The organism is Labedella phragmitis (assembly GCF_004078635.1).
Lineage (GTDB): Bacteria > Actinomycetota > Actinomycetes > Actinomycetales > Microbacteriaceae > Labedella > Labedella phragmitis.
Map to the genome: position 1 here is coordinate 43344 of NZ_RZNB01000008.1, position 22406 is coordinate 65749.

17 protein-coding genes are annotated in these 22406 nt (G+C 68.8%); 9 read left to right on the plus strand and 8 right to left on the minus strand.

What is annotated here, in order from left to right; translation table 11 throughout:
* The first annotated feature begins 5 nt into the window (after nt 1–5).
* A complete protein-coding gene (locus ELQ90_RS15665; RefSeq protein WP_128496239.1) occupies nt 6–1325 on the plus strand; it encodes a M18 family aminopeptidase in 1320 nt (439 codons plus the stop codon).
* Between the two features lie 137 nt (nt 1326–1462).
* Here ELQ90_RS15665 and ELQ90_RS15670 read toward each other — a convergent pair whose 3' ends face one another.
* The 8 genes from ELQ90_RS15670 to ELQ90_RS15705 are packed head-to-tail and all read right to left on the minus strand — an operon-like array spanning nt 1463 to nt 11448.
* Nucleotides 1463–2929, minus strand: a complete 1467-nt coding sequence (locus ELQ90_RS15670; RefSeq protein ID WP_128496240.1) for a glycoside hydrolase family 5 protein — start codon at nt 2927–2929, stop codon at nt 1463–1465.
* A gap of 52 nt (nt 2930–2981) precedes the next feature.
* Nucleotides 2982–4628 (minus strand): FAD-dependent oxidoreductase, encoded by a 1647-nt coding sequence (locus ELQ90_RS15675; protein WP_128496241.1) that lies wholly within the window; start codon nt 4626–4628, stop codon nt 2982–2984.
* Nucleotides 4625–5680 (minus strand): LacI family DNA-binding transcriptional regulator, encoded by a 1056-nt coding sequence (locus ELQ90_RS15680; RefSeq protein ID WP_128496242.1) that lies wholly within the window; start codon nt 5678–5680, stop codon nt 4625–4627. The genes ELQ90_RS15675 and ELQ90_RS15680 overlap by 4 nt, the downstream gene beginning before the upstream one ends.
* A complete protein-coding gene (locus ELQ90_RS15685; RefSeq protein WP_128496243.1) occupies nt 5677–6756 on the minus strand; it encodes an ABC transporter ATP-binding protein in 1080 nt (359 codons plus the stop codon). Before ELQ90_RS15685 ends, ELQ90_RS15680 begins: the two co-directional genes overlap by 4 nt.
* A complete protein-coding gene (locus ELQ90_RS15690; protein ID WP_128496244.1) occupies nt 6753–7793 on the minus strand; it encodes an ABC transporter ATP-binding protein in 1041 nt (346 codons plus the stop codon). The genes ELQ90_RS15685 and ELQ90_RS15690 overlap by 4 nt, the downstream gene beginning before the upstream one ends.
* A gap of 1 nt (nt 7794) precedes the next feature.
* Nucleotides 7795–8700: an ABC transporter permease gene (locus ELQ90_RS15695; RefSeq protein WP_128496245.1), complete on the minus strand. Its 906-nt coding sequence runs from the start codon at nt 8698–8700 to the stop codon at nt 7795–7797.
* A gap of 1 nt (nt 8701) precedes the next feature.
* Nucleotides 8702–9805 carry an ABC transporter permease gene (locus ELQ90_RS15700; protein ID WP_128496246.1) on the minus strand — a complete coding sequence of 368 codons (1104 nt, stop codon included), beginning with the start codon at nt 9803–9805 and terminating at the stop codon, nt 8702–8704.
* Nucleotides 9802–11448 carry an ABC transporter substrate-binding protein gene (locus ELQ90_RS15705; protein ID WP_128496247.1) on the minus strand — a complete coding sequence of 549 codons (1647 nt, stop codon included), beginning with the start codon at nt 11446–11448 and terminating at the stop codon, nt 9802–9804. Before ELQ90_RS15705 ends, ELQ90_RS15700 begins: the two co-directional genes overlap by 4 nt.
* Nucleotides 11449–11695: 247 nt before the next feature.
* Between ELQ90_RS15705 and ELQ90_RS15710 the strand changes: the two genes are divergently transcribed.
* The 8 genes from ELQ90_RS15710 (at nt 11696) to ELQ90_RS15745 (ending at nt 22365) form a co-directional block, all read left to right on the plus strand.
* Entirely contained in the window at nt 11696–12217 is a 522-nt protein-coding gene (locus tag ELQ90_RS15710) for a hypothetical protein (RefSeq protein WP_128496248.1), read from the plus strand.
* Nucleotides 12218–12288: 71 nt separating this feature from the next.
* Complete coding sequence (locus ELQ90_RS15715; RefSeq protein ID WP_128496249.1) at nt 12289–13182, plus strand: hypothetical protein; 894 nt, start codon at nt 12289–12291, stop codon at nt 13180–13182.
* A 115-nt stretch (nt 13183–13297) separates the two neighbouring features.
* Nucleotides 13298–14563: an ammonium transporter gene (locus tag ELQ90_RS15720; RefSeq protein ID WP_128496250.1), complete on the plus strand. Its 1266-nt coding sequence runs from the start codon at nt 13298–13300 to the stop codon at nt 14561–14563.
* A 256-nt stretch (nt 14564–14819) separates the two neighbouring features.
* Nucleotides 14820–15764 carry a carbohydrate ABC transporter permease gene (locus ELQ90_RS15725; RefSeq protein ID WP_243696221.1) on the plus strand — a complete coding sequence of 315 codons (945 nt, stop codon included), beginning with the start codon at nt 14820–14822 and terminating at the stop codon, nt 15762–15764.
* Nucleotides 15761–16693: a carbohydrate ABC transporter permease gene (locus ELQ90_RS15730; protein WP_128496251.1), complete on the plus strand. Its 933-nt coding sequence runs from the start codon at nt 15761–15763 to the stop codon at nt 16691–16693. Before ELQ90_RS15725 ends, ELQ90_RS15730 begins: the two co-directional genes overlap by 4 nt.
* A 119-nt stretch (nt 16694–16812) precedes the next feature.
* Nucleotides 16813–18132, plus strand: coding sequence for an ABC transporter substrate-binding protein (locus ELQ90_RS15735; RefSeq protein WP_128496252.1), 1320 nt, complete (start codon nt 16813–16815; stop codon nt 18130–18132).
* Nucleotides 18133–18135: 3 nt separating this feature from the next.
* On the plus strand, nt 18136–20001 hold the full coding sequence (locus ELQ90_RS15740) for a BNR-4 repeat-containing protein (protein ID WP_243696222.1): 1866 nt from the start codon (nt 18136–18138) through the stop codon (nt 19999–20001).
* An 87-nt stretch (nt 20002–20088) separates the two neighbouring features.
* Nucleotides 20089–22365, plus strand: coding sequence for an FAD-dependent oxidoreductase (locus ELQ90_RS15745; RefSeq protein ID WP_128496253.1), 2277 nt, complete (start codon nt 20089–20091; stop codon nt 22363–22365).
* Nucleotides 22366–22406: the final 41 nt, after the last annotated feature.

A 22406-nucleotide genomic window follows, 5' to 3' on the forward strand; every position in this document is an offset into this window, starting at 1 on the left:
GATGGATGGACTCCGCAGCCCACGTCGCCGATCTGGCCAGCTTCGTCACCGCGTCCCCCTCGTCGTACCACGCCGCTCGAGAGGTCGCCGCGCGAGCGACGTCCGCCGGCTTCGCCCTGCTCGACGAGTCCGCTGACTGGGCCGACGTCGGGCCCGGCTTCCGGGGCGTCGTCGTGCGCGACGGCGCGGTCATCGTCGTGGCCGTGCCCGACGGCGCGACGGCGACCACTCCTTTCCGCATCGTCGGTGCCCACACCGACTCGCCCGGGTTCAAGCTCAAGCCGAAGCCCACGACGGCGGCGGCCGGCTGGCTGCAGGCGGGAGTCGAGGTCTACGGCGGTCCGCTCCTCAACTCGTGGCTCGACCGCGAACTCGAGCTCGCGGGTCGTCTCGTCACGCGGGACGGGCGGGAGCACCTCGTGCGCACGGGGCCGTTCCTGCGGATCCCGCAGCTCGCGATCCACCTCGATCGTGACGCGAACTCGGGGCTCGCCCTCGACCGTCAGCGCCACGTCCAGCCCGTGTTCGGGGTCGGCGACGTCACGTCCGGCGACCTCGTCGGGATCCTCGCGGAGCGGGTCGGCGTCGCGTCGGAGGACGTGCTCGGGTATGACGTGCTCACCGCGGACACGCAGGAACCGCGGACCTTCGGGCTCGACGACGCGCTCTTCGCGTCCGGGCGGCTCGACAACCTGAGTTCGGTCCACGCGGGTCTCGCAGCCCTGCTCGCGGCCGTCGACGCAGGAGAGTCCCGTGATAGCGGGGCCACAGATCTCGATGCCGCGGATCTCGGCGCCGTCCTCGTGCTCGCCGCGTTCGACCACGAAGAGCTCGGGTCCGAATCGCGCTCGGGGGCGAGCGGACCCTTCCTCGCCGACGTGCTCTCCCGCGTGGGCGGAGCGCTCGGCGCGGGACCGGCCGAGCTCGCGCGATCCTTCGCCGCCTCGTGGGTCGTGTCGGCGGACGCCGGCCACGCCGTCCACCCCAACTACCCCGAGAAGCACGATCCCGTGAACCGCCCGCTCGCCGGACGCGGCCCGCTGCTCAAGATCAACGCCAATCAGCGCTACTCGACCGACGCGCATGGGGCCGCGCTGTGGGCGCGCGCGAGTGAAGCGGCCGGGGTGCCGTTCCAGGAGTTCGTCTCCAACAACACCGTGCCGTGCGGGTCGACCATCGGTCCGCTCACCGCGACGCGGCTCGGTATCCGCACCGTCGATGTCGGGGTCGCGCTTCTGTCGATGCACTCGGCGCGCGAACTCGTGCACGTCGACGACGTCGCGGCGCTCGCGGCCGCCTCGACGGCCTTCTACCGCGGCGCATAGACGCAGGCACCGGCATCGTGACGAGGCCGTGGGATGGCATCGTCGCTCGCCGCTCGCCGCTCGCCGCTCGCGGCACGGGTGTCGCGCCGCTGTGCCCGTCGGCTCACCCCCTCAGATGAGCCGACGGGGCACGTCGATCAGCCTCTGACGGCCAATTCGTACACGCGGGCGATCTCCGCCTCCGTCGTCGACGCCGACGGATCGGTGACGACGAGGCGCACCTGGTCGACACCCGCGACGCCCACCGGGACGTCGAGAGCCGGCTGCGTGTTCCCGGTGATGGACGCGACCTGCTGCCATTCGCCGCCAGTGTGCACTTCGAGCGTGAAGTCCACGAGGACGACGCCCGACCCGCCGCCGTAGCCGCTGTAGACGCCGACCGAATCGACGGTCTGCGCGGAGCCGAGGGTGACCGTCGCCGTCGGTGTCGTGTCACCGACGGCGGAGAGCCATCGACCGGCGTCGGAGCAGTCGCCGTCTGTGAGGTTGTCGCCTGAGAACGACTGGTGCACCGAGGACACCTGCGCAGCCGCCCCGACGGCGTCGTGCGATTCGCACGGCGACACGTTCGGTGCGCCCGCGAGCCAGTCCTTGATGAACCGCCCCTGGAACTCCCCGCCCATCAGGTTCCACTCGTAATCGAACATCTGCGGCTTCCAGAAGTTGTCGAGGATCCACGCTTGCCAGCCGATCCACGGATGCGCGTCCATGTACTCGCGGAACGGTACACCCCAGTTCGAGGTCGTCCCGTTCGTGATCGGATCGGAGAACTCGCCCGGCGGATTCCAGCCGAACTCGGTGAGCACGACGGGCACGGTGTTCGCCGCGTTGCCGAACTTGCCGTCGAGGAGGGTCGGCGTCGGGGAGCCTTGGTTCGGATAGAGGTGGTACACGTAGGCGAGATTGTCGTCGTCGACGGGATTGGCGAGGGCGCCGTTGAGCATCGTCGACCATTGGGGAGAACCCATGAGGAGGAGCGTGTCGGGAGCGACGGTGCGGATCGAGTCGACGACGGGCTGGATGTAGTCCTTCCAGGTGTTCCAGTTCGCCGGGTTGATCGGTTCGTTGAACACCTCGAAGATCACGTTCGTGGTGGAGCCGTAGATCGGTGCGATGTAGTCCCAGAAGCGCTTCACCATCGATTGCGGCACGGCACCCGGGCCGTCGCCGTAGTCCCGCACCAGGTGCAGGTCGATGATGAGGTAGATCCCGAGGTCGACCGCCTGATCGACGTACGGCGCGATGTACTGGGCGTCGTAGGCGGCGAGGTCGGTCGTCGAACTGATCTCGGTGACCGGCAGGCGCACGACGTCGGAGAACCACCCGGCCGACGCGTCGGCCGCCAGATCGATGAGCTCCGCTGTGGGCTTCGAGTCGCAGTAGTCGCAGACGTCGTTCTGCTCGGGGGCGAGGACCGAGACGCCCTGGAGGGTCACCCCTCGACCGTTCGCGTCCCGGATCCAGTTGCCGTCCACCTGCAGCGCGGGCGCCGAGCCCGCTGGTGCTGCGCTCGCCGCGGCGGGAAGGCCGCCCAGTGCGAGCCCGCCGGCCACGATCGCGACGACTGCCGCGATCGAGCGCCGTCGGTGTCTTGGTCGTTCCATGAGTTTTCCCCTCTCGTCACCGGTCGCCTCGTTGCGACCGCTCGCCTCGCCCTCAGCGGGCGGGGACGTTCTCGTCCTCTTCCGCGCGTACGGGACTCCAGTGGTGCGTCCGCACGTGCTCCGGCCAGCGGAGCGTGAGTCCCAGCGGGCCCGTGAGGAGGGACCGGAAGTCGTGCAGGAGGTGCTCGTCCGCGCGGACGGCGCGCGGCGGCACGCGTCTCTCCAGCGCGAACGTGGCGAGGGCGCCGACGGCCTCCCCGATGCTCCATTCCACGGGGTGCAAGCGGTAGCAGCCGTTCGTGATGTGCGTCGAGCCGATGTTCTTCGCCGCCGGCAGCAGGTTGTCGATCCGCACCGGAAGCAGGGCTCCGAGCGGGATCTGGAACGGGTACGCCTCGATGTCGACGTACGTGCGCCCCGAGGTGCTCGGGTGCAGATCGATACGGTAGTGACCGATCCCGACGCTGTCGTCGAAGAGTGCGCTCCCGGTGCCGCGACCGCGGGACTCGACGCCCACGTGCTGCTCGAGGACACGGAACTCCGTCACGGCGCGTCGGGCCTCCCGGATGTACGCCGCCATCGCGAACCCGTCATCGGTTCCCGTCACGTCCCCGCGCAGCATCAGTCCGGGGTACCCCTCGCCGCCGTCCTCCCGTGGGGCCTCGGTCTGCATCCAGTGGAGGAACGACGCCGACAGTTCCCGACTCGCGGCGAGCGCCCGTTCCGCGGCATCGGGCTCGACGCCGAGAAGCGGCGCCTCCCAGTAGTCCACCTGCGGCCAGTTGACGAGGGAGACGTCCGAGTCGATCGTTCCGTCTCGGAAGTTCTCGGCGGCGAGGACGCGGCGGAACCGCCACAGGTCGAACGGCACGTTCGGCGTCGGCAGAGCCTGGAAGATGGGGCGTGTCCGCACGCGTAGGCCGATGGGCTCGACATCCGTCCAGGAGAGCTGCGGACCCGGCCAGAATGGATCGACGTGGGTCCGCCAGTGCTCGTACCGCTCGGGCTTCGCGATGGTGTGGTCCTCGCCCGGACGGTGTTCGACCGCGAAGCACCAGGAGATCGCCTGCTGATCGAGGGGATCGGCGTTCGGCGGAGCGTGCAGTTCGCCGGTGTCGTCGCGGCCCTCCGCGCCGATGACGTGTTCGACACCTCCGAGTTCGAGCAGGTCGCCGAGCTCCGTCGCATCCACGACGATCGGCGCGCGCAATTCGTGCTCCATACCGTCGTCGCCTCTGACCGTGACGGCGCGGACCTCGTGTCCGCGCACCTCGACGGCGACCGGCCGCGCGCGGAGCATCACCCGAAGACGCCCGGACGCGAGCCACGGTGCGAGCATCTCGTCGATCACCGCGGCGGCGACGCGCGGCTCGTGGCAGAGGCGGCTCACGACACCGGCGCCGGGATTCAGGTGCGGATCGGCGGCCGCCGCGGCCGTCAGCGGGTAGTTGCGGCGGTAGTAGTCGCGGACGCGATTGCGGAACTCCGCGTAGCTCGGCGAGGTCGACGGCGCTTCGATCCACGCGTTCTCATCGGGCGGCACCGCTTGACTCGTGAGCTGACCGCCGAGCCACGCGGTCTCCTCCGTCACGATGACGCGAGAGCCGAGGCGGAGGGCCGTGAGCGCGGCGGCGACCCCTCCGGTTCCGCCGCCGATCACGAGGAGATCGGCACCGTGTCGCTCGGATCGATGATTCATCGTTCGGCTCCCCGTGTCGCGTCGGCGATCGTGCCGCCCGGAACCACCTCGCACGCCACGAGCACGCTCTCCCGCTCGGCATCGGGGTCCTGCACCATCGCGATGAGGCTGTCCACGGCGATGCGGCCGATCTGCTTGCGAGGGATGCGGAGGTCGTCCCAGTGCTCGCCCGCCGCCGAGGTGTCCTCGAGGACGGCGACCGAGACGTCCTGCGGCACCGACAGCCCCCGCGCGGACAGCTCCGTGCGGAGCCTGTCGGCGATGCGCTCGCTCTCGACGACCGCTGCGGTGGTGTCCCCGCGCGCGAATCCGTCGATGACGGCGCTGTCGAGACCGCTCACGCCGCTCACGAAGCCGGGGGACGTGTCCACGATGCCCAGCCGGGCGACGGCGTCGGCGTACCCGGAGCGTCGGTCGTCGTACGGCTCCCCCTCGATCGAGTCCCGGAGGTAGGCGAACCGGCGGTGGCCGTGAGCGTGGACGCGCTCCACGATCTCCGCGGCGGCACGCCGGTAGTCCGGGACGATGCAGGGGAACGGCGCGCCGTCGACGTCGCGGCGACCGATGTGCACGAACGGGTAGCCCTCGTGCCACAACCGCGCGAGCTCCTCGCGATCGGGCGACATGCCGAGGAGGACGCTGCCGTCGGCGATCGTGAGGCGGTTCGTCTCCTCCCGGTAGATCTTGCGACCGCCGGCCCCGTCTCCCGTCGAACTGAAGAGCACGAGGTCGTGGCGGGTCTCCTCCGCCCGCTCCTCGATGCCGAGGAGGAACTCGAAGTAGAAGCTCTCACGCGCGTTCGGGAACAGAGGTTCGAACGTGTGCACGCCGAGGAGTTGCGTGCGCTTGCCACGCAGGTTCCGGGCGATGGGATTCGGCACGTACCCGAGGCTCGCGATGGCGGCGAGGATCCGGTCACGGGTCTCCGCGGGGATGCGGGAGTCGGTTCCGTCCCCGCTGATCACACGCGAGACGGCCGATTGCGAAACGCCGGCGAGTCGGGCGACGTCCGATTGGCGAGCGGCCCTCTGCCGTCCGGTGGTGCTGGTCATCGGGTCTCCTCGGAGAGTCTTCTGGTGATGAGTTCGGTCATGGGGGCTTCGTGGAGTTCTTCAGCCCTGCCGACCTCGTGGAGCCAGCAGTCCGCCCAGCGGCCCTCCGCGAGTACTGCTCGGGGAGGCTCCGTCGTTCGGCACCGTTCCATGGCGAAGGGGCAACGAGGATGGAAACGGCATCCCGTCGGGGGATCGATGAGACTCGGCGGCTCACCGAGCTCGTCGGCATCGCCGAAGATGGCCTCGCGGTCCACGGCGACATCGCGGTGCGGGTCGGGGGACGACTCCACGAGCAGCTTCGTGTACGGATGCTGCGGGTTCGAGATGACCTCGTCCTTGGGCCCCGCCTCCACCATCTGTCCCGCGTACATCACGACGATGTCGTCGCAGAGGTAGCGCGCGCTCGCGATGTCGTGCGTGATGTAGAGGATGGCCAAGCCCTCCTCGCGTCGGAGACTGTCGAGGAGGTTGAGCATCTCGAGTCGGATCGAGACGTCGAGCATCGAGATGGGTTCGTCACCGAGCAGGACGCGCGGCTCGACCGCGAGGGCTCGTGCGATCACGACGCGTTGCCGCTGGCCGCCCGAGAGCTCGTGCGGGAACTTGTCGAGATAGTCGGAAGCGGGTACGAGGCTGACGCGCTCGAGGAGGGACGCGACACGCTCGTCACGCGCCTGTCGGGACATCCGTCCGTGATGGAGTGCGATGGCGCGTTCGAGGTTGTGGCGTACGCGATGCAGGGGGTTCAAGGACCCGAAGGGGTCCTGGAAGATGAGCTGAACGGCCTTGCGATACGTCTTCTCCGACCGGGCCCTGCGCGTCCGACCGACGGGAGCGCCGGCGAGGCGGATCTCGCCCGTCGTCGGCTCGTAGAAGCGTGCGAGCAGTCGTGCGAGAGTCGTCTTCCCGCTTCCGCTCTCCCCGACGACGGCGACGATGCGTCCGGGGAGGAGGCGGAGGCTCACTCCCTCCACGGCTCGCACCACGGCGGCGTCACCGATCCCGTTCGCGACGCTGAAGTGCTTCGACACGTCGATCGCCTCGAGCACGGGTCGGATGGTCGTGTCCGTCATGGCCGGATCCCTTCATCGTGGAGATGGCACGCGACGGAACGACCGCCGTGCGGCTCGAGCAGGGGGAGCTCGGTGCGGCATCGCTCCATGACGGCCGGGCACCGGTCGGCGAACGGGCACCCGCTCGGCAGAGCGCGGAGGTCCGGGGGGCTCCCGGGGATGCCCTCGAGGCGCGTCACCGGGGCGTGCAGCGGCGGGAAGGAGTCTCGGAGCCCCCGCGTGTACGGGTGCATCGGTGTCCGGTACACGTCGGTGGCCGAGGCGAGCTCGACGATGCGACCCGCGTACATCACGGCGATCCGATCGGCGAGTTCGAGGAGGAGGGAGAGATCGTGCGTCACGAAGACGACCGCGAAACCGAACTCGCGTCGCAGACGCAGCACCTGGGCGAGGATCTGCCGCTGCATCACGACGTCGACAGCCGTCGTCGGCTCGTCCATGACGACGAGCTCGGGTCGACATGCGAGGGCGAGTGCAATCGTGGCACGCTGTCTCATGCCACCGGACAACTCGTGCGGATAGCTCCGTGCACGGTCGGCGGAGATCCCGACGAGGCCGAGGAGTCGCCTCGCCTCCTCCCAGGCCGCCGTGTGGCTCATGGAACGATCGTGCTCGCGCAGCGCATCGACGAACTGGGCTCCGAGCCGCATCACGGGATTGAGCGCGTCCATCGCGCTCTGCAGCACGATCGAGAGACTCGTCCAGCGCAGGGCGCGGAGCTTCCGGGGCGTGAGCCGCACGAGATCGACGGGCTCCTCGCCGTCCTGGGGGTGGAAGAGGACGCGCCCTGCGGTCGTCACGGCGGGAGGGCGCTGCAGCCGGGTGAGAGCCGTGATGAGCGTGGACTTGCCCGAGCCGGACTCCCCGACGATGCCGAGGATCTCGCCGCGACGGAGGGCGAAGGTGACGTCGGTACACGCTCGCACGGGCTCTCCGGCGCCGGCGTATTCGACGCACAGCCCGTCGACGTCGAGGACGGTGTCCGATCCGACGGGTCGAGCGGCATCGTTCCGAGCGGTGAGTGCTGTCGTGGTCACGTCATGCTCCTTCCGAGGCGACGGCGATGCGGTGAGCGGCCGTTCGCTTGACGACACGACGCGACACGGACCGGAGCTTCGGATTGGCCAGTTCGTCGACGCCGAAATTGATGAGGGCGGCAGCCGTGCCGACGAGCGCGATGCAGAGTCCCGGAGGCACGAACCACCACCACAGCCCGCGGAGGACCGCGCTCTGCTGCTGAGCCGCCTGGATCATCGTGCCCCAACTGATCGCCGAGGAGTCCGAGACGCCGAGGAACGCGAGCCCGGCCTCCGCCATGACCGCCCCGATGAGGCCGCCGAGGAACATCGACGCGATCCAGCCGTACAGGTGCGGGAGCACTTCGGAGAAGATCAGTCGTGTGTTCGACTCGCCGAGCATGCGCATGGCTTGCACGAAATCCCGATTGCTGACGCTCATGGCTTGGGCGCGCAGTGTCCTTGCCCCGCCGGCCCATCCGAAGACGCCGATGATGAACGCGATCATGACGAGTCCGGTGCCCTGCAGATACCCCGCGATCACGAAGATGAGCGGAAGCACGGGCATCACGAGGAAGAGGTTGGTGAGGAAGTTGAGCAGATTGCCCGTCGTCCCGCCGAAATACCCGGCCGGCACCCCGATGAGCACGGAGATCGCCGTCCCGATGATCGCGCCGAGGAACCCGACGAACATCGAGCCCCTCGCGCCCTCGATGACCTGGGCGAGCACGTCCTGACCGAACTGGGTGGTGCCGAGCGGGTGCTCGGCGCTCGGAGGCGCCGAGATCGCGGAGATGTCGTTCGTCCGCGCGTCGAGTCCCAGTACCGACCCCGTGATCCACGGGCCGACCAGGGCGAGGAGGACGAAGAAGCCGAGCACGACGACGCCGAACGTCACCTTGCCGTTGCCGAAGAGGGAGTACTTCACGTCACTTCTCCTCTCGGACGCGCGGATCGAGCCACACGTAGACGGAATCCGCGATGAGGTTCGCGAGGAGGACGGTGAGAGTGACGAGGAGGAAGACCCCTTGCATGACCGGGTAGTCACGCTTCTGCAGAGCCGAGAACAGCAGGTAGCCGATGCCGGGGTAGCTGAAGACGATCTCGGTCAGGAGCGCACCGCCGACGACACCTCCGAGCGCCATTGCGAATCCCGTGAACTGCGGGAGCATCGCGTTGCGCGCCGCGTACCGCCACCGCACGCGAGCGGGTGAGAGTCCCTTCGCCTGAGCGAGCAGGACGTAGTCCTCGCGCACCGTCGTGACGGTCATGTTCCGCATGCCGAGCATCCACCCGCCGAACGCGGAGAAGACGATCGTCGCCGCCGGAAGAATGCCGTATTGGAGCACGCTCCCGATGAACGCGGGCTCGAAGGCGATCACGAGATTCGGGTCGTACCCGCCCGACAACGGGAACCACCCCCACAGGAATCCGAAGAGCCAGAGCGCGAGGAGAGCGACCCAGAAGTAGGGGACAGAGGACAGGAAGGTCGTGAGCGGCGTGAGGATGGCGTCGAAACGCGATCCGGCTCGCCAGCCCGCTGCCACACCGAGCGCGGTTCCGAGAATGAAGGAGAGCACGGTCGTGGTGCCGACGAGCAGGAGAGTCCACGGCAGCCCGGCGGCGACGAGCTCCGCGACCGGGACGGGGAAGTTGACGATCGAGAGGCCGAGATCGAACCGTGCGAGCTGCCCGAGATAGGCGATGTACTGCTCGAAGAGGCTGTCGTCCGGGTTGCCGAAGAGACCCTGGATCGACACGAGCGTCGCGGGAGGCAGCGCTTGCCCGCTGACGCGCTCGAGCTGGTCGATGATGGCCGCCGACGGGTCACCCGGCATGAGCCGCGGGATGACGAAGTTGAGCGTGATCGCCGACCATCCGGCGACGAGGTAGAAGCCGAGCCGACGAGCGAGGAAGGCCCCCTTCCGCCTCCCGCTCCGCTTCCGGTCTCGGTTCCGATCGTGGCGGGCGCTCGTCTCCACGGCCCCGGTCGCCGCTGCGGCCGGTCCCGTCGCGCCGGTCGTCGCGGTCATTCGGCCGGCTCGAGGGACTGCAGCGTGAGGATGGTGTCCGGACCGAGGCTCGGGAAGGGCACGGCGTCGAAGTCCTCCGGCGTCGGCCATCCGGTCCAGTTGGAGGCGTTCACGTCGACGAACCAGTAGGAGTTGTAGAGGGGACTGAACGGCACCTCCTCGACGACGATGTGCTGCATCTGCTTGCCGAGCTCCTTGAGGGCGTCCTCGTCGGAGGCTTCCGTCATGGCAGCGAGGATCGCGTCCGTCTCGGGATCGTCCCACCGGCCGATGTTCGTCGCCGCGGCCTCCCCGATCGGCTCGACGTAGCGGCTGTCCAGGAAGCTGTAGACCCCGTAGACACCGGCGCCTCCCGTCGTCGCGATCGTGAGGTCGAAGTCGCCTGTCTTCTGCTGGTCGTAGAGAGTGGCACCGGGTGCTCCGGCCGGCGCCACGGAGATCCCCAGCACGTCCTTCCAGGAGTTGATCATGATGTCGGCGTAGGCGTTCCAGCCGAAGTCCTGATTGAACGAGAGCCGCGGCGTGTAGGTCTCGCCGTCCTTCACGAGTGCTCCATCGACGACCTCGAAGCCGCTCGCGACGAGGGCGGCCCGGGCGGCGTCGGCGTCCACCTCCTGGACGACGCCCGCGTAGTCCTCGGCGAGCCAGTCCTCGTAGATCTGGTCGACGAGTCCGGTAGGTCCCGCCTCCGTGCCCGGGCGGTTGAGTGTCGCCGTGATGTCGGACCTCGGGATCGACAGGGCGAGAGCCTTGCGGAGGTTCACATCGTCGAAGGGGGCGCGAGCGGTGTTGTACATCATGGAGTACGCCCCACCGGTCGCGTACAACTGGTACAGGTTCGTCTCGGGGGCCTTCGCCACGAACTCCTCCTCGGCGCCGGCCCACGACGCCGGCGCCCAGTCGACGTCGCCGCGCAGCAACTGCGCCTTCACCGTCTCCGCATTGGTCGCGAGGATCTTGAGGTAGGTCATAGGCATCTCGCCGCCCCAGTAGTCGTCCCGGGCTTCGAGCGTCACCTGCTGGGAGGCGAACGCGTCGAGAACGAACGGCCCGGTGCCGATCGGTTCGGGGTTCGTCCACGTGGTCAGGTCCTGCTCCGACCAGATGTGCTCGGGCACGATCGGCAGTGAACTCGAGGCGAACTGGTTGAGCGCGGCGAACGAGGGCGAGTCGAAGCCGATCTCGACCGTATCGTCATCGATCTTCTCCACCGTCGTGTAGGTGACCCCCGCGAGGTTCAACTCGGGTCGGTCGAGCGGAAGGGTGAGCGAATACGCCACATCGTCCGCGTCCATCGGCTCGCCGTCTGAGAACGTGACGTCGTCACGGACGTCGATCGTGAGGGTCGTGCCGTTCTCGTCGAAGGTGAGCGCGTCAGCGAGCCATGGCTTCACGACGGCGCCGTCGCTGTAATCGATGCGGGCGAGCGGTTCGTAGATGAGTTCGGCGTTGGGCGCCTTCTCCGTCGCCGGACCGAGCACGTTGTAGTTGCGGACGTACGTCGTGCCGCCGTCCGACTTCCCGAAGACGATCGTGTCGACGCGCTGGTTCGACGCGCTCGTGCTCGGGGCGCACGCGCTGACGCCGAGGGCGAGCGAGAGGGCCGTCGCGACCGCGAGAGTCCGAGTAGTGGTCTTGCGCATTCCTGTCTCCTTTGACTGGATCGCCGCCGAACGACAGCGTGCGAACGAGCGCCGGTGCTCATTCGTATGACCGACCACGGACACCGTACTGCGGCCGGTGGTACTACGTATGAGCACGACCATAACGAGAGCCTTTCGTCGCTGTCAAGAGTCGAGTCGGCGGCGCGGGGCGGACGAGGCTCGGCGGACGACTGGCGACGAGCGAGAGGCCCCGGTGGCGCGGTCGTCGCGCCGGTAGGGTGGCGATATGGCCACGAGACGCGGCACCGCGACCGCTGAGGGTGAACCCGGTGCGCGCGCCGAGCGCCTCAAGGAGCGCGTCTACGTCACCTTCACGAGCCTCGCGGTCGTCCTCGCGCTCGTGTCGCACGCGCACGACACCACGCCGGGCGAAGCCGCCACGACGCTGCTCATCGCCGTGGTCGGCACCCTCCTCGCCGTCTTCGTCGCGGACTTCGTCTCGCACATCGCGGCCCACGAGGCCATGCCGACGTCCGACGAGCTGCGCCACATGGCCGGCGTGAGCATGGGCGCCGTCACGGTCCTCGTGCTGCCGCTCGTCTTCCTCGGGCTCGCGGCCCTCGACGTGTGGACGGTGCTCGCCGCGCTCCGGGCGAGCGCCGTCGCCCTCATCGTGAGCCTCGTCGCCATCGGTTTCCTCGCCGTTCGTCGGGTGAAGCTGCCGGTCGGGCAACGCCTCATCGTCCTGCTCGCCGAGGCTGTGCTCGGCCTCGCGGTCATCGGGCTCGAACTCCTCGCGCACGGCTGAGGCCCAACGCGCCCTCGCCGCGCTGACCGCTTCCGGCACCCTCCCGCTGCAGGGCATGCCAGGATCGACGCATGACGGTGGAACGGCGCGGGTCCCTCTCCCGGAGCATCGTGCTCGCCCTGTCGACCCTCCTCCTGGTGCCGGGGTGCGCGCTCGTGCCGATCGCCCCTGGCGGCCCCGGCGGTCCGACGGCCCCGCCGTCCTCCTCGTCGACCGTCGAGCTCGAGGAGGAGCTCGAGCGGTTGCCCGGCGTCGACGCCGTCGAGTCCTTCGACGGGCTCGTCGTGGTGTCCGTCACGGCCACGGCCGACGACGGCGACGTGCTTCTGATCGGGGCGGCGGCGCACGCACTCGCGACGGCACTCGCCGGTGACGCGATCGTCGATCTCGTCCGCGCGGGCGCCGGTTACGACGCGGATCTCGACACGATGACGGAGGATCCGTGGCGGGTCACGGTTCATCCGACGGAGGACGTCGAGCGAGTCCTCACCGGCGTGCTCAGGGTCGAGGGCCTGCCGGGAGTGCGCTCGACCGTCGTCTCCGGCGGATGGGCGTCCGTGCGGATCGACCCGGCCGTCGACTTCGGCGACACGTTCGGTGAGATCGCCGCGACGTACCCCTTCTCGGACGGCGCGTCCTACAGTCAGGGGTCGGGCGAGCACCTCATGATCGTGCACGTCCCGGAGCGCACCACAGTCGAGGCGATCCAGACGATCGCGGGCATCGCCGCCGAGTACCCGACCGCCGAGTTCATCCTCCAGTCGCCGACCGAGGGACCGATGTGGCCGCAGCTCCTCGTCGCGCATCTCGACGCCGAACAGGGGGCCGCCCTCGACGCGCGGCTTCGCGAACCGGACCTCGCGGACGCCGACCCGGAGGGCTTCGCGCAGCAGTTCCAACTCACGGTCGTGGGTCCGGACGGGCCGACGTACATCGCCGGGACACTCGGCGACGTGCCGAGATGATGCCTGTGGAATCTGTAACAACCGCGAAACACGGTCGCGACAACGGCTGAAACATGAGTCCGACACCATGTGAGCACGCGTCAAGTAGCGCGTTAGCGAATTAGGGGTCTTCTCAATGGATCAAGGAAATACTGCGTTCATTCTGATCGCTGCCGCCCTCGTGCTGCTCATGACACCGGGCCTGGCGTTCTTCTACGGTGGTCTCGTCAAGGCGAAGAGCGTCATCAGCATGATGATGATGAGCTTCGGTGCGCTCGGGCTCATCGGTGTCCTCTGGGTGCTCTACGGGTACGCGATCGCGTTCCCGGGCGCCGAGGGCACGCTCTTCCCGTGGGCGATCGACGGCGGTGCTCTCGGGCTCTCGAACGTGCTCGAGACGCCGGAGGACGCGGCCTACCCGCCGCTCGCCTTTGTCGCCTTCCAGGCGACGTTCGCGATCCTCACCGTCGCCCTCGTGTCCGGTGCGATCGCCGACCGTGCGAAGTTCGGTGCGTGGATGGTCTTCGCGGGAGTGTGGGCGACCCTCGTCTACTTCCCCGTCGCGAGCTGGGTCTTCAACTTCGGCCTCGCCGATGACGGCTCCTTCGCGTACGGCGGCTGGATCACCCACGGTCTGCAGGACGTCTTCGGCGTCGGCGCGATCGACTTCGCCGGTGGAACCGCCGTTCACATCAACGCCGGTGCCGCGGCCCTCGCCCTGGCTCTCGTCCTCGGTCGTCGCGTCGGCTTCCAGAAGGGCGTGCACGTCCCCCACAACCCGCCGTTCGTGCTCCTCGGCGCCGGTCTGCTCTGGTTCGGCTGGTTCGGCTTCAACGCCGGCTCCGAGCTCGCGGCCGACGGCACCGCGGCCCTCGCGTTCGTCAACACGATCGCGGCTCCCGCCGCCGCGCTCCTCGCCTGGCTGCTCGTCGAGAAGATCAAGGACGGCAAGCCCACCTCGATCGGCGCCGCGTCCGGTGCCGTCGCGGGCCTCGTCGCGATCACCCCGGCGTGCGCCTCGCTCGACCCGATCTGGGCGATCGTCCTCGGCCTCATCGCCGGTGCCGTCTGCTGCCTCGCGATCGACCTCAAGTTCAAGCTCGGCTTCGACGACTCGCTCGACGTCGTGGGCATCCACCTCGTCGGCGGCCTCATCGGAACGCTGTACCTCGGCTTCTTCGCCCGTGGCACCGGCCTCTTCATGGGCGGCGACGCGTCGCAGCTCATCGTCCAGGCGATCGCGGCCTTCGCGGTCCTCGCCTACTCGTTCGTCCTCGCGTTCGTCATCGGCTGGGTCATCCAGAAGACGATGGGCTTCCGTGTGAAGAACGAGGACGAGCTCGCGGGCATCGACACGGTCGTCCACGGCGAAGAGGGCTACGTCCTCTCCGACGGTCGCTAGTCACACCGCTTCACGTACCGCGAAACGCGGGTCCGGCTTTCGAGCCGGGCCCGCGTTTTGTGTTGTGAGCATTCACCTCGGCGTGAAATGAACACAAACAAACATAAGTTAACGTCCCGTGACCGAAACGTTACCGACCGCGATTGACCCTGTCGGGGTGGAGCCGCGATGCTGGGTCGAGTCGATCGCGGCCACCGCCGCTTCATTCGGGCCCGACTGCCCCTCAGAGCCGAGGAAAGCCTCACACGGACGTGACATGACAACAGCACCCGAGTTAACACAAGCGAACAAAAGTCACACCAAGTCTCTGCGTGCCTCGCTCTCATCGAAGCCCCAGCGCCTCGGGGACGGGATCTTCGCGATCCTCCTCGTCGTGCCCGGGCTCGCGCTCATGGCCGTGGTGGTCGCCTACCCCCTCGTCTCCGCACTCGTCACGGCCTTCTTCAAGCAGAGCCTCGTCCTTCCCGGACGTGAGTTCGTGGGCCTGCAGAACATCATCGACGTCCTGCAGGGGAACTTCTTCCAGCTGCTCCAGCAGACACTCGTCTTCACGCTCGGGACCACGATCGCCCCGTTCGTCATCGGCTTCGCCCTCGCGCTCGCCCTCAACACGCAGATCCGCGGCACGAAGATCATGCGTGGACTCATGCTCATCCCGTGGCTCGTCCCGGGCGTCGTCGTCTCGTTCCTCTGGATGTGGATCTTCAACGCCAACTACGGCGTCATGAACGCGATCCTCGAGCCGTTCGGCATCGAGCCGCAGGCGTGGCTGGCCCAGCCGGGAACCGCGATGTTCGCGGTCATCGTCGCGAAGACGTGGCAGTCGTTCCCCTGGATGATGGTCATGCTCCTCGCCGGACTCCAGACGGTCCCGCGTGAGCTGCACGAGGCCGCCGAGATGGACGGCGCCGGGACCATCCGCCGCTTCTTCTCCATCACCGTGCCGCAGCTCTCCGGCATCATCGGGCTCGTCGTCCTCCTCGAGTTCATCTGGAACTTCCAGCACTTCGACATCATCTACGTCCTGACGGGCGGGGGACCGGCCGGAACCACGGAGACGTTCGCGACCTCCGTGTACGAGACGGCGTTCCATGGCTTCGACCTCGGTCGAGCCGGCGCGCTCGGGCTCCTCTGGCTCGTCCTCCTCATGGCGCTCGTCGTCGTCTACGTCCGATTCTCCGAGAAGGGAGAGAAGCGATGACCAGTACAGCGCTCCCTCCGGCACCGTCATCCCCCGAGACCATGCCCGCCGCCCCGGCGAAGGTGTCCCGACCGCGTCGTCGTGCCGCCTCCGCACTCCGTTCCGAACGCCCCTCGGTGCGATTGAGCGCCTGGATCGCGGTCATCGTGTGCGGCGGCTTCGCACTCCTGCCGGTCTACTGGCTGCTCGCGACCTCGCTCACCCCGCGAGATCAGGTCTTCTCCTATCCGCCGAAACTGATCCCGACCGAGATCACGCTCGACGCGTACACGTCGCTCTTCGCCAACCCGCAGCTGTTCACGTACCTCCAGAACAGCATCATCGTGTCGGTGGTCACCGCGGTCCTCTCCGTGTTCGTGTCCGCCTACATGGGCTACTCGTTCTCGAAGTTCCGCTACCGGGGGCGCCGCCAGCTCATGTACTTCGTCCTCGCCTCGCAGATGTTCCCGCAAGCACTCCTCCTCGTGACGCTCTACAGCGTGTTCAGCGCCTACGGCCTCCTCAACACGTACACGGCGCTCGTGCTCTCGTTCACGACATTCACGCTTCCCCTGTGCGTCTGGATGCTCAAGGGCTTCTTCGACACGATCCCCGACGAGCTCATCGAGGCTGCTCGCGTCGACGGCGCCTCGCGACTGCGCACCATCCACTCGATCGTGCTGCCGCTCGCGGCCCCCGGCCTCGTCGCCGCCGGCCTGTTCGCGTTCGTCCGAGGCTGGAACGACTTCATCTTCGCCCTCACCCTGGCCGGACCCGACAAGCAGACCCTGCCTCCGGGCCTCGTGAACACCTACGTCGGTGAGGCCGCGACGGCCTGGCCGGAGCTCATGGCTGCGTCGCTCGTCGTCTCGCTGCCCGTCGCGATCGCGTTCATGCTCCTCCAGCGCTACCTCGTCAGCGGCATGACCGCCGGCGCGGTCAAGGGCTGACCGCCGTACCGCACCCGCTGACCGCCGAACCGCACCCGCCGATCGCCCCGCCGCACCACACTGTTCCGCTTGCACGACCTGCTTCTCTCACCATCACCGCCTCGACAAGGAGGACACCCATGTCCGCTTCACCGCTGCCGAACCCCGCCTTCACCCGGCGCCGAGCGCTCCAGCTCTTCGGGCTCGGCGCCGCCACCGTCGCCCTCGCGGGCTGTTCACCGACAGGGACGTCGGGCGCAGCTTCGGGAGCCGCCGGGTTGAACGGCGCAGACCCGACCGACTTCGCGTTCGCGTCCTGGTCCCTCACGGAGGAGGCGGCCAAGCCGGCCCTCGAGGCGATCATCGCCGACTACGAGAAGGCCAACGGCGTGAGCGTCAAGCCGACGGCCTTCCCCTACAACGAGTACATCAACCAGCTCATGCTCCAGGTCACGGGCGGTCAGTTCACCGGTGCGGCGCACGTCGACGTCGCGTGGCTCGGCAGCCTCGCGGCGACGGGCAAGCTGCAGGACCTCTCCTCCCTCGCGAAAGGTCGCGGCTACACGGACGCGGCCCTCACCGCTGCGACGTTCGACGGCGTGCAGTACGCCCTCCCGTGGACGATCGGCGCGATCGGCCTCGTGACGAACTCCGAGATCCTCGGAAAGGTCGGGGTCGCGCCCGATGCGTTCCCGACCACGATCGACGACTTCGAGAAGACGCTCAAGGACCTCAAGGGTCTCGGCGGCGGTCTCATTCCGTACGCCGCCTCCACGAAGGCCGCCCAGCTCAAGGACATCCTCATCTGGATGCAGACCTTCGGCAGCCCTCTCGTCGACGGTGACACGATCACGATCGGCGATGACGCGAGCATCGAGGCGGTCGCCTGGTACAAGAGCCTCTACGACCAGGGTCTCATCGCCGCCGACGTCGATCGCTTCGATGCCCGGTCGCTCTTCGCCCAGGGCCGCGCCGCGATCTACGATGACGCTCCCGTCGGTCGTGGGGCGGTGACCGGGGAATCGCCCGACCCCGACCTCGGCAGCAAACTCGTCCCGGTGTCGCGTCCCGTCCTCGCGGCGGGCGACACCCCGCGTGCCCTCGTGTGGGGTGGCGCGATCGCCGTCGTGAGCGGCTCCGGAGCGGCGACGGCGGGGGACTTCGCCCAGTTCGCGACCTCCGACCTCGACACGATCCTCGCCGACTACGCCGTCCGGGGTCTTCCGCCGGCAACAGAGGACGCACTCTCCTCCGACGCGATCGCCTCCGACGTCTTCGGCACCCAGTTCAGCGAGCGCATCACCGCGACGGCGACGGCGAACCCGCTCTGGGCGTTCACGGCCTACTCGCAGATCGAGGCCGAGGTCGCCGACCGCGTGCAGGCGGTCCTCGTCGGATCGTCGTCGCCGAAGGACGCGATGAAGGAAGCCGGCGCCGCGGCCCGGAAACTGGCGGGCTGAGCCGTGCGCTCTATCGGAGTGCGTCGCGCGCTGGCCGTCGTCGCCATCACCGGCCTGGCCGGAGCCGCATCGACGGCGACGGCGTCCGCGACGCCGAACCCGGCGACCGCGGTCGAGGTCGCCGCCACGGCGACATCGACCGTCAACACCGAGACCCTCCCGTTCCGGGTCGACAGCTCGAACCAGGCGGCGTGGTGGAAGCCCATCGACCTCGTCGGCGGCGTCACCTACTTCGCCTTCAACGCCCCGGCGGCACAAGCGTCGCAGCACGAGGTCCACCTCGCGTCGCGCACGGCCGCCGGTGTGTGGACGGAGGGGTGTCTCCGCGCGTCGAGCGGCGCAGCGTGTTCCACGTTCGCCGACGACAACGGCCACAACCAGCCGTCGATCGTCGTGGACGGGAACGGCTCCATCCACGCCTTCGTGTCGATGCACAACGAGCAGTGGAACTACTTCCGCTCGACGGTCTCCGGCGATGTCACGACCCTCGTCGACAGGACAGCCCAGATGCCCGACCTCGACATCGACATCACCTACCCGGTGACCGCTCGCGGACCGGACGGCGATGCGTGGCTCCTCGTCCGCACGGGGACGGACGCCGACGGCGCTCGCGAGGGCGTCCTCTACCACTACGACCTCGATGCCGGGCACTGGGAGCGGGAGAAGGTGATCGCGGCGGCCGCCGGCTACGCCTTCTACCCCGATGACCTCCAGGTGTCGTCCGACGGTCGCGTCCACGTGCTCTGGGAGTGGGGTCCGTTCCCCGCCGACCCGGCGAGGCACCTCGGTTCCTACGCCGTCTACGACCCGGCGACGGGAATCGTGCGCGGTGTCGGGGGGACGACGGTCGCGACACCGGTCACACCGAGCTCCGGCGGATCCGTCGTGTGGCGGGCCTTCGGGTCCGGTGAGACCATCGGAAGCTACACGCCGGCCATCCAATCGGCGAAACTCGCGCTCAACGGAACATCGCTCGCTGGCATCGCCTACCGATTCGTGCAGAAGGACCAGTCGGCGTACGACGCGCTCTTCGCACGCTGGACGGGGTCGGCGTGGTCGAGCGAGACGCTCGTCGACGTCTCCGCTCTCGGGACGGACGTCGCGACCTCCGCGGCGATCGACGTGACGCGGGCCGGGACGTCGACGCGCGTCTACACCGTCGTCACGGCGCACGTGTGCGGCGAACTCCGCAGCCAAGCCGTCGTCGCCGAGAGGATCGACGGCGCCTCCGGCTGGACGTTCGCGACGGTGGGGGAGCAGCGGCTCGGACAGCAGCGACTGCGCGCCGAGACACGGTCGACCGACGGCGCCGACGTCGTCTATCTCACGGCGCCCAACGCGGCTCCTGCCGTGGTCGTGCGCGCCGGTCTGCCCCGATCGGGTCCGATCGGGCCGGCCGTCCCCCTCGCCGACATCGTCTCGGCGCTCCGCGGCGATCCGGGCGGGACGAACGTCGCCGTCGGGGCGACGGTCATCGCATCGTCGAGCATGCGTGCGGACACCGGGCCGGAACTCGCGGTCGACGGCGTGTGCACCGACGCGAGTCGGTGGATCTCCGCTGTGGGCGACACGAACCCGTCGATCCGGCTGACGCTCGTCGAGCCCACTGCGCTCGACGAGGTCCGCGTCCGAAGCGGTTACAGCGCCGACACGGGGACGAGTGCCGTCCTCCGCGCCTTCCAGATCCAGGTCCACTCGGCCGCCGGGTGGACGACGGTCGGCTCATACACGACGAACACTCAACGGCTCGTCCGTTCGGCTGTCGGAGGAACGGTCGTCGACGGGGTCCGACTCCTGATCACCGACCCCTCCACGTCGGCGACCGACGTCGCCCGCGTCTTCGAGATCGAGGCGATCGCCGTGGAGTGACAGTCCCGCACCCATCGAGGAACGACAGAACACCGAGGCAGTCGGGCCGCCGAGCGGCCCGGCTCCCGCCCAGGAAGGACACCCAGCATGCGCACACAGACGGTCGAGGTCGACGTCGTCGTCGTCGGAGGAGGCCTCGCCGGAGTCGCGGGGGCGATCTCCGCCGCGCGACTCGGACGGCGGGTCGCCCTCGTGAACAACCGACCCGTGCTCGGCGGGAACTCGTCCTCCGAGGTGAGGGTGTGGGTGTGCGGGGCGACGGCGCACGGCAATCAGCGCTGGGCGCGCGAGAGCGGCATCATCGGTGAGCTCTACCTCGAGAACCAGTACCGCAACCCGGAGGGCAACCCGGTCCACTGGGACGACGTCGTCCTCGACGCCGTGCGAGCTGAGGAGAACATCTCGCTCTTCCTCAACACGGACGTGCGCGACGTGTCCGTCGAGGGGAGCGACGGCGACGGGCGCGACCGAGCTCGCCGCATCACCTCGGTGACCGGGTGGACGATGGGGGCCGAGATCCTCACGACGTTCGTCGCTCCCGTCTTCCTCGACTGCACGGGCGACGGCCTCGTCGGCCACCTCGCCGGCGCGCGAGCGCGTCTCGGCAAGGAGGCGCGTAGCGAGTTCGACGAGGAGTGGGCCCCGGTCGAGGCCGAGCGCACCTTCCTCGGTTCAACGCTCCTCTTCTACACGAAGGACGTCGGTCGGCCCGTACGCTTCGTCGCACCGGATTCCGCGAAGGACATCCGAGACACCCCGATTCCCGCATCACGCGTCATCCGCAGCGGCGACAGCGGCGCTCACTACTGGTGGGTCGAGTGGGGAGGGGAGCTCGACATCGTCGACGACAACGAGCGGATCCGCGACGAGCTCCGCTCGGTGATCCTCGGGATCTGGGACTACATCAAGAACTCCGGCGAGTTCGACGCCGACACCCTCGATCTCGAGTGGATCGGGAACGTCCCCGGCAAGCGCGAGTACCGCCGCCTGGTCGGTGACTACACGCTCCACCAGCGTGACGTGCTCGAGCAGTCGAGCTTCGACGACGGCGTCGCCTTCGGCGGTTGGTCGATCGACCTGCACCCCGCGAAGGGCATGTACGCGGAAGGGGCCGGAGCCGTCCAGCGGTTCTCCAACGGCGTCTTCGAGATCCCGTTCCGCTCGTTGTACTCGGCGGACGTCGAGAACCTGCTCATGGCCGGCCGCGACATGTCGGCGACCCATATCGCCTTCGGCGCTGCGCGCGTCATGGCGACGTGCGCCGCGATGGGGGAGGCCGCGGGCGCTGCGGCCGCCCTCCTGCTCGACCGCGGCACCACTCCGCGCGGCCTCTACGAACAGCACCGCGAGGACCTGCGGCAGCTCCTCCTCCGGCAGGATGCCCCCGTGATCGGGATCGCGAACACCGACGCGACGGACCTCGCGCGCATCGCCGGTGTCTCGGCCTCGAGTAGGCGGCAGACGATCGGTGTCGCGGAGGACGTCGAGGTCGCTCCCCACGCCCTCGACAACGATCTCGGGATCGTCGTGCCCGTCCACCCCGCTCTCGACGGGATCGAACTGCTCGTCGAGTCCGACCGCGACACGGACCTCGTCGTCGAGGTGTGGTCGACAGGGAAGCTCCAGAACGCCGTCCCCGAGCACCGGGAGAGCGCGACGACCGTCGCGGTCGGAGCAGGGGCCGCCCGCTGGCTCTCGGTCCCCGTCGCGTGGGTGCCGGGCCGGCCGCAGAACGCCGTCATCGTCCTGCGCGCTCAGCCCGGCGTCACCGTCTTCACGACCGATGAGCTCCCACCAGGGGTGCTCACGCTCGTCCGCACTCTCGACGCCGACGACCAGAACGTCGAGGTGAGCCTCGACGAGCTCCTCGTGCAGTGGCCGACGAAGCCGCTGCGGGGTCGCTCGATCGTGTTCCGCTCGCGAACCGTGACGGAAGCCTTCGCCCCGGAGCGCGCCGTGAGCGGGTTCGGCCGTCCGTACGGAGGCCCGAACCTGTGGGCGTCCGAGCCCCTCGGCGGCTCCACGGCCTGGCTGCGGCTCGACTGGTCGGAGGCGGTACGCGCGCGTGAGGTGTCCCTCGTGTTCGACGACGATCCCGACGTCGAGCTCAACACGCTCCACCACCATCGGAGCCCGCACCTCGTGATGCCGACGCTCGTGCGCTCGTACCGTGTCGAGCTTCTCGTCGAGGGTGCCGCGGACGACGAGTGGACCATTGTGGCGACCGAGACGGAGAACCGCAGACGACGTCGGCGGCACGCGCTCCCCGAGGGACTCGGCGCCCTCCGCGCCGCACGTCTCGTCGTCGAGACGACGAACGGCGCGCCCGAAGCCCGCGTCGTCGCCTTCCGAGTCCAGGAGTGACGTGCGCCGCGATACCGTAGCCTCCAGAACCGATCGATCCG